Origin of the sequence: Acidisphaera sp. L21 (genome assembly GCF_009765685.1) — a bacterium.
Classification (GTDB): domain Bacteria; phylum Pseudomonadota; class Alphaproteobacteria; order Acetobacterales; family Acetobacteraceae; genus LMUY01.
In genome coordinates, this window is the sequence record NZ_LMUY01000015.1 from 346,396 (window position 1) to 353,026 (window position 6,631).

General features: G+C 61.7%; 10 protein-coding genes and 1 pseudogene. 1 reads left to right on the forward strand and 10 read right to left on the reverse strand.

Translation table 11 applies throughout. The annotated features are described in order from the left end of the window. Positions 1-294, reverse strand: a pseudogene (locus tag GSQ76_RS31015) (hypothetical protein); the annotation flags it as partial. 76 nt (positions 295-370) lie between these two features. Between GSQ76_RS31015 and GSQ76_RS04695 the strand changes: the two are divergent. Beyond that, positions 371-1,282: a LysR substrate-binding domain-containing protein gene (locus GSQ76_RS04695; protein ID WP_158742730.1), complete on the forward strand. Its 912-nt coding sequence runs from the start codon at positions 371-373 to the stop codon at positions 1,280-1,282. A 204-nt stretch (positions 1,283-1,486) separates the two neighbouring features. Here GSQ76_RS04695 and GSQ76_RS04700 read toward each other — a convergent pair whose 3' ends face one another. From GSQ76_RS04700 to GSQ76_RS04725, 9 genes are all read right to left on the reverse strand, one after another. Continuing rightward, positions 1,487-1,705: a hypothetical protein gene (locus tag GSQ76_RS04700; RefSeq protein ID WP_158742731.1), complete on the reverse strand. Its 219-nt coding sequence runs from the start codon at positions 1,703-1,705 to the stop codon at positions 1,487-1,489. A gap of 1,115 nt (positions 1,706-2,820) precedes the next feature. After that, the gene (locus GSQ76_RS04705) at positions 2,821-3,012 is read right to left on the reverse strand and encodes a hypothetical protein (RefSeq protein WP_158742732.1); all 192 of its coding nucleotides are present in this window, start codon (positions 3,010-3,012) and stop codon (positions 2,821-2,823) included. Between the two features lie 203 nt (positions 3,013-3,215). Then, positions 3,216-3,626 carry a hypothetical protein gene (locus GSQ76_RS04710; RefSeq protein WP_158742733.1) on the reverse strand — a complete coding sequence of 137 codons (411 nt, stop codon included), beginning with the start codon at positions 3,624-3,626 and terminating at the stop codon, positions 3,216-3,218. Positions 3,627-3,916: 290 nt separating this feature from the next. Beyond that, positions 3,917-4,231, reverse strand: a complete 315-nt coding sequence (locus tag GSQ76_RS04715; protein WP_158742734.1) for a hypothetical protein — start codon at positions 4,229-4,231, stop codon at positions 3,917-3,919. Between the two features lie 168 nt (positions 4,232-4,399). After that, entirely contained in the window at positions 4,400-5,074 is a 675-nt protein-coding gene (locus tag GSQ76_RS31625; protein WP_254070233.1) for an OB-fold nucleic acid binding domain-containing protein, read from the reverse strand. 32 nt (positions 5,075-5,106) lie between these two features. Next, the gene (locus tag GSQ76_RS31630) at positions 5,107-5,418 is read right to left on the reverse strand and encodes a type II secretion system protein GspK (RefSeq protein ID WP_254070234.1); all 312 of its coding nucleotides are present in this window, start codon (positions 5,416-5,418) and stop codon (positions 5,107-5,109) included. A 111-nt stretch (positions 5,419-5,529) separates the two neighbouring features. Beyond that, complete coding sequence (locus GSQ76_RS31635; RefSeq protein WP_254070235.1) at positions 5,530-5,898, reverse strand: hypothetical protein; 369 nt, start codon at positions 5,896-5,898, stop codon at positions 5,530-5,532. 214 nt (positions 5,899-6,112) lie between these two features. Then, complete coding sequence (locus GSQ76_RS31640) at positions 6,113-6,391, reverse strand: PHP domain-containing protein (protein WP_254070236.1); 279 nt, start codon at positions 6,389-6,391, stop codon at positions 6,113-6,115. A gap of 1 nt (position 6,392) precedes the next feature. Beyond that, the coding region (locus tag GSQ76_RS04725) for a hypothetical protein (protein ID WP_158742735.1) at positions 6,393-6,631 on the reverse strand (239 nt) is incomplete at its 5' end.

The following is a 6,631-nucleotide window of genomic DNA, read 5'->3' on the forward strand; positions in this document are numbered from 1 at the left end:
AAGAGTGCCGAGGGCCAAGACGGTTCGCGGGCCGAAGATACGGGCCAGGTGCGTGGACGGCACCTGCAGGAGGGCGAGGCTTCCGACGTAGAGGGCGCGCAGAACCGCCATGGCTCCGTAGCCGAGGGCGAACTGGCTCTGCCAGACGGGTAAGAGCACGTAGATGCTGGACGTGTAACCATCGTGCAACGCGTGGGCAAGGCATGCGGTTAGCAGGCTGCGCGACTTCGTCGGAGGCGAGGTCGCCGGTGTCGCCTTGTGGTCCGCCAAGGCTGCCGCCGAAGGAAATCTCATACCAAACAGGATGAGATGGGAGTGCAATCCTGACAAACGATGTATTCTGCGATTTTACGCCAGGAAAACTCCTGTCATGGTGCAGCCTCTTCCGCCTCTGAATGCAGTCCGTGCCTTCGTGGCAGCTGCGCGTCATGGCAGCTTCAAGCTGGCCGCGGACCAACTTGGCGTGACCTATGGCGCGGTCAGCCGCCAGGTGGCTCTGCTGGAGCAGTGGCTTGGCCGTCCGGCACTATTCCGCCGCCTCAGTCGGGGCGTGGCGCTGACGCTCGAGGGCGAGGCGCTCTTGGCGGAGTTCGGCCCGGCGCTCGACCGTATCGGCGCGGCGGCGCGCACCCACCGAGCCCGCAAAGGCGCACCGGCAGCGACGATTTTGCGGGTGAACGCGCTGGCGACGTTCAGCCTGCGCTGGCTGCTGCCGAGGCTGACGTTGTTTCGCACCGTTCACCCGGAGATCGAAGTTCGACTGACCACGTCCAACGAGCCGATCGACGCCTTGCGAGACGACTTCGATGTCGTGATCCGCGGCGGTCCGGACACGTTCCACGGCTATACGTGCCACCTTATCGCGGAAGAATACCGGCTTCCTCTCTGCAGCCCAGCCCTCCTCCGGCAAGTAGCATTAGACGTTCCGATGGACCTTGAACGGCACACACTCCTCCATGTCGCGACAATGCCAAAGCTGTGGAACGGCTGGCTGATCACAGCGGGATACCCAAACCTACAACCCGCGGCTGGTCTGACGCTGGACCATTTTTACCTCGCCATACAGGCGGCGGCTGACGGCCTTGGCGTGGCGATTGGGCCGCGCACGCTAGTTAGTGACGATCTACGAGCGGGACGGCTTGTGGCGCCATTCCCCGACATCAGCCTGCCGGCGCGAGCCTATTACGCCTATATACCCGAAGGCAGTCCGACCAATCCGTCTGGGAACATCTTTCGCGAATGGCTTGCGGAAGCGGCTACGTCGCGGGCGACGCTGCCTTGAGCACGCCGGACGTGGCGGCCGTCTGCCCCGCTATCCAGCGCACGCAGCCGATTGCCGCACTCGCCATACGGAGCGTCAATTTGGCGCTGGTGGCGGGCTCTGCTGCCCGTTGCACGGGCCATGTCGCGGCGAGTCCAGGCTTTCGGTCTTCTGAAATGCTGGCGCGGGGACCGTGACGTTTTCGGCGGCCAGCACCAGCTACAATCACACCGGGTTGGCAAATGAATTTTTTGGGGAAGAGCAAATGTCGACTGATGGCCGGCCGAAAAAGCCGGAAGCAGGTTTGCCGGACTGGCCCGGCAGGGAAGCCTCGTGATCTTCGCTGCCAAAGGCATACGGACATGCGGTGACCGCCTTCCCTAAGCTCCGCGCGCTCATACCTTCGGCAAAAACCTGTGCGGCTGGTTTGGCGGTGTCTGACATACCGATCCTTGCGACGCTTGCTCACGTCGCCATGTGAAGACGGAACGTCCAAGGACAACGCACTATGATCAGACTGCTTCCACGTCCGGCTTTGCTGACAGGTGTCGTCGTCGTGGCAGCCATCACCAGCGGTGTTGTGTTCGGCGCAGCTGCTATGACTGCAGCTCTTGCGGCTCGGATGATTGTAGGCCGCTTGAGTGATCGGACATGATCCTCGTGCGGTTGTCCGTATGATAATCGAGGATGTCAGCATCTCTGATCGTCACCCTTAGGCGGTCTCGCCAACTCAAGGCGGCGTCTGCTGCACTGCAAGAGGACGCGCGAGTAGCCATCGCTAGAGCCCGCGCCTCCGTCAAAGTCTCCCAGCAACGTCGCACAACGCCTGCGAGCGCCTACGACATCAATGTGGCTATGAGCGTTACAACATTGGTGCTCGCCCTTCCGCCGACCGGCGAGTGGGCACCCGTCGATAGACGATTCGCACGCCTTTTGGACGACATGTTCGGGGCGGGTACCACTATATCTGAAGAGCAGTTCCACTGCGACGTCGATGTGACCGAATGGCAGGTGCGTCTTACCTTCTGGGGCATGCTGGAGCGAGTAGATTGCGCAATGGATTGTTAGAAGAACGGCTTTCACTTGTGCGGTGATGCATGGGGGGACATTCGCTGTGGCTCGCGTCCGATACTCACACCTGGTGGGTACAACGCACGCTCCACGCCATTTCGAGAAGGAGGGGGGTGTCAAGAAGGGGCGGATCATCAAGCACAACCAACAGATGGTGGGACTACGCGATGACTACCGCGCGGTCATATCCTCGCCCGGGCTTCTGGTTGGCACGATCGGCCTGTATTCGTCAGTCTTCAAACCTTACTTCACACATTCCCACATGATAGCGGTTGGATGCTTGGTGCCGGCCCTCACGCCCGTTTGCTGTACGACCTTCTCGAAACCAACACATCTCTCATTGAGGAAAGGTTCGACCTTTGTGACGGACAGTGGCTACTGCGACTTACGTCGAAGGACGTTGTGAAGTGGCTTCGAGTGGCAGCACCTCCGTGATGGGATGGCCCGAAACAGACCACCGAACTATGTTTCCGACGGCACTGATCTGATCAGGGATTGACAAGATGGGTGGAGGGTAGCTGCCTTCGAAGACTATTCAATTCGCGCGTCATCTGCTGCAACGCCTGCTGTACCAGCGGCATGGTGCCGAAATCTTTTCGTCGAGCAAGATCCTGGATAGCAGCATTTTGGGCTCGGACCTCGCTTTCAAGAACGGTGATCCGCGCTGCAATCGCTTCCAATTCAGTTCTCACTTCGTTTCTCTCGCCTAAATCTGCGTGTGCATTCAGGCACCGCACTTTGCATAGCGGGCGTCGCAACGACAATCGAAACACTCAACACGACCAAGCGGTCACCGTTCGCGGATACCAAGCAATTGAGCCATGTAAAACCAATGCTAGCTGCGGCGCCCCGTGGAACGAAGCCTTCCCGCCGTCGCAACCTTTCAGGTTGTTGCAGGTGAATTCCGCCAACGCTCCAGCGCCGGGGCGAAATGATGCGGATTGCTGGCCTGGATAATGTCAACGATCCGGTCAACCTCCCCATCCTGCGGCAGCACCGTCAGCGTAACGTCGTTGTCGGCAATGGCGGCTCGCTTCCCGACCTGGCCATCATCGGGCAGTAGCGCCTCACGGATGTGCCCAATGATTGACTTGTCAGCGGGTTGGAGATCCGATCGGTTGCCTCTGGCTTCCATGATACTGATCTGAGTCCCCGCGATACCAGCACCGATCAAGGCCGACTTTGCGGCCTCGGCTTCCTGTTGGGTGGTGAAATATGCCACGACCCGTCGCGCGCCGATGTCGGCCTCGGGTGTGTTGAGTGGGCCGTTTATGGTCGTTGGGCCTTGGGTCATGGATGTGTCTCCTTCTAGCGCACCAACGTCAGCGTGCCCGTTCATTCGCAGGCTGGTTCTGGTTGCCGCTGACCACAGTCTGCTCCTTGCCGACGTTTTCCGGCTTCGCTGGGCCAGATTTGTCGGGGTTGCCTGGCTTGGTGGGGCGCGTGCCACCAGGATCGACGCCTTCAATCGGATCATTGCCCGTAGTATGGGTAGATGGGTTCACCACGGCTGCGTCTCCTTGTAGTTCCTCAACGGACGTTGCCTCTAGGGGTTCAAGTCAAGTTTGGCGCCACACGTCGGCCCTACGGGACGGCTTGCTTCACTTTACGCGCGGAGTGCACTATCCGCGGTGGCATCACCAGCCGCTCCAGCGGGTCTCGTTTGGCAAACAGCCGCTGCCGACCAGCCCGCTGTTCCGCTTGGCACAGAAGCGCCTTGACCACTTCGCTTGGCGTTGTCAGTAGACCGTCGGGATGGGCCAACACTTCCTGCATGATGGGCGACGACGCGCCGAATCCAGCAGCGGTAACGAGCTCGATCATGCCAGAACGGGGGAGCGAAGCCGGGTTGGCCATCGCCCAGAAGGTAGCGCGGGTGAAGATGTCAGGCTGCTCCATTGACGGGAAACGTTGCTATCCCGCAGGCGTCTCTTATTCAGTTAGCGCGCGGCTTTGAGAGATGGACTCACCGCCGTCATCCATGACGCTGTGGCGCCGACGAACTGGCTCTCCGCGCTCCACCGCAGCGCCTTGCGCATCGCGACAACGTGACGGTTCAGCCGGCTTCTACCTGAAATCCCGAGTAGGAACCTTCATCCCCGACCCAAGCCGAAGGTCAGGTATGTAGATGTCCCGCACTGGTCGTCCGCCTGGACCGGCCCCAGGCCCGTCTCGTGGGTCTCTTGCCGCCGGGTGAGTTGCCCCGTCCTCCCCACGACCGTGGGTGATTGGAAACGGCTCGTCCCGGTCGTCAACAGATCGTAGCAGATTGGAGAGACCCTCCAGGTGATCCGCCACAACATGGATCGCCTCACCCTCCCGCTGAACCTTCCCGTGACAGGCGATCATCCCGGCAGACAGCACTAGCCGACGCCGCTTTTCGAAGCGATCGGCCCAGAGTACAAGGTTGGCGACGCCGGTCTCGTCCTCGATTGTGATGAACATGACGCCTTTGGCGCTGCCGGGCTTCTGCCCGACCAGCACGATTCCAGTCACAATCACCTTACGGCCATCCCGCAGCGACCGCAGATCCTCGCAGGCTACCATCCGCTTGTCGCGGAGCGTGTTGCGCAGGAAAGCCACCGGATGCTCGCGCAGCGTCAGCCCAACGCTGCGGTAATCCTCGACCACCTCACTACCTTCCTTCATCCGCGGCAGCGTGATGGACGGCTCGACAAGTTCCGGCTGTAGCTGCGTGGCGCCGTCGGCGGCGGCAAACAGCGGGAGCACTGTGTCGGCCAAGCCCCGAACTGCCCACAGGGCCTGACGGCGGTCTAGACCCAGCGCCTCGATTGCGTCGGCCTCAGCGAGCCGCTCCACATGGCCGCCGGAATACCCGCGCGCCGCCACAACTCCTCCACGCTGATGTATGGCTGCTCGCCCCGGTGGGCGACAAGTTGTGCGGCGTCGGCGTCCGTCATGCCTTTCACCAGGCGAAAGCCGAGACGAACGTTGAAGCCGGGGCCGCCGTCGCCCCGGCGCTCCAGCGTGCAATCCCACCGGCTGGCGTTCACGCACACCGGCCGCACCAGGACGCGATGGTCTCGGGCATCTCGCACGACCTGGGCAGGTGCATAGAACCCCATGGGCTGGGAATTCAGCAGTGAGGCACAGAAGATATCGGGATGGTGGCACTTCATCCACGCCGACGCGTACGCGATCAACGCGAACGAAGCAGCACGACTTTCCAGGAAGCCCTAGGAGCCAAGCCCTTCCAGTTGTTTGAATGCCCGCTCGGCGAACTCAGCTTCGTAGCCCTCTCCTTCCTGCTCCAATTCGTCCGGATACTGGTATGTAAGGTCGCTCAGCTTGAACGTGCAGCGTTCCGCGATCTCCACCGTCCGCGCGACGGCTTCGGGGTAGTCCCGAAACAGCCGCGCCATTTCCTGCGGCGTCTTCAAATGCCGATCGGCGTAGCGCTCCAAACGCGAGCCCGCCTCATCAATGGTGCACCCCTCCCTGATGCAGGTGACGACGTCCTGGAGGATCCGGCGGCTTGAGGCGTGATAGAGTACATCGCCCGTGACGACCGGCTGAACCCGCCGCATTTGCGCCATCTCGGCCAACTCTCGGATCCGCACCGCATCTCCCGGACGCCGCCGTGGGCTCTCGCCACATAGCACCTGCCCGCGAAGTCTCGGCGCAGGCGGCGGAGCTCGGTGTCTAGCCGTTCGTTAGCGGCATCTGGGATCAGGACGACAAGCAGGCCCTCGCCATATTCGACGAGATCAGCTCAATGGATCTCCATTCCGCCCTTGCCGGCCCGCTTCTTTCCGAGGGTTAGCAGGCGGCACAGACGGCCCCAACCGCCTCGATCCAGGGGGTAGACCAGCAGGGGCAAGCCATCCACGGGATCAAGCCGGCAGCCAACCACCGAACGATGTCGGCCTCGATCGATCGGGCGTGCGCACGTGCGATCCCGGCCACCGTATTGCGATCGGTGATTGCGATCGCCTGCATGCCCAAGGCTTTCGCCTGCAGCAGAAGCTCTTCGATGCGGCTGGCGCGCCTCAGAAACGAGTAGTTTGAGGTGACCTGCAGCTCGACGTAGTCCGACATATCATTCGGCGTTCGGGTGCCGGTGTCCGCTCGTTGTTGGAGCGCCCCGGCCAGGGCGCTTTATCAGGACGTAGCCCGATCGTTCAAGGTGCTTGATGAGACGCTCAGCGGTAATATGCGCCATCGCCTCGTCCGCGTGGTGCACGCGCTTGCGCCCATCGAAGCGGAGCGCGAAGGACAGGGTGTCGCGAATTTGGGGCATGGTGGCCTGGCGCAGCGCCGCCTTTTCCTCATCGCTCA

What these genes read in the sequence shown, in the direction of transcription:
- GSQ76_RS04695 (WP_158742730.1), top strand. Translation starts at nt 371, where the DNA reads ATGGTGCAGCCTCTTCCGCCTCTGAATGCAGTCCGTGCCTTCGTGGCA.
- GSQ76_RS04700 (WP_158742731.1), bottom strand. Translation starts at nt 1,705, where the DNA reads ATGTCAGACACCGCCAAACCAGCCGCACAGGTTTTTGCCGAAGGTATG.
- GSQ76_RS04710 (WP_158742733.1), bottom strand. Translation starts at nt 3,626, where the DNA reads ATGACCCAAGGCCCAACGACCATAAACGGCCCACTCAACACACCCGAG.
- GSQ76_RS04715 (WP_158742734.1), bottom strand. Translation starts at nt 4,231, where the DNA reads ATGGAGCAGCCTGACATCTTCACCCGCGCTACCTTCTGGGCGATGGCC.
- GSQ76_RS31630 (WP_254070234.1), bottom strand. Translation starts at nt 5,418, where the DNA reads ATGGGGTTCTATGCACCTGCCCAGGTCGTGCGAGATGCCCGAGACCAT.
- GSQ76_RS31640 (WP_254070236.1), bottom strand. Translation starts at nt 6,391, where the DNA reads ATGTCGGACTACGTCGAGCTGCAGGTCACCTCAAACTACTCGTTTCTG.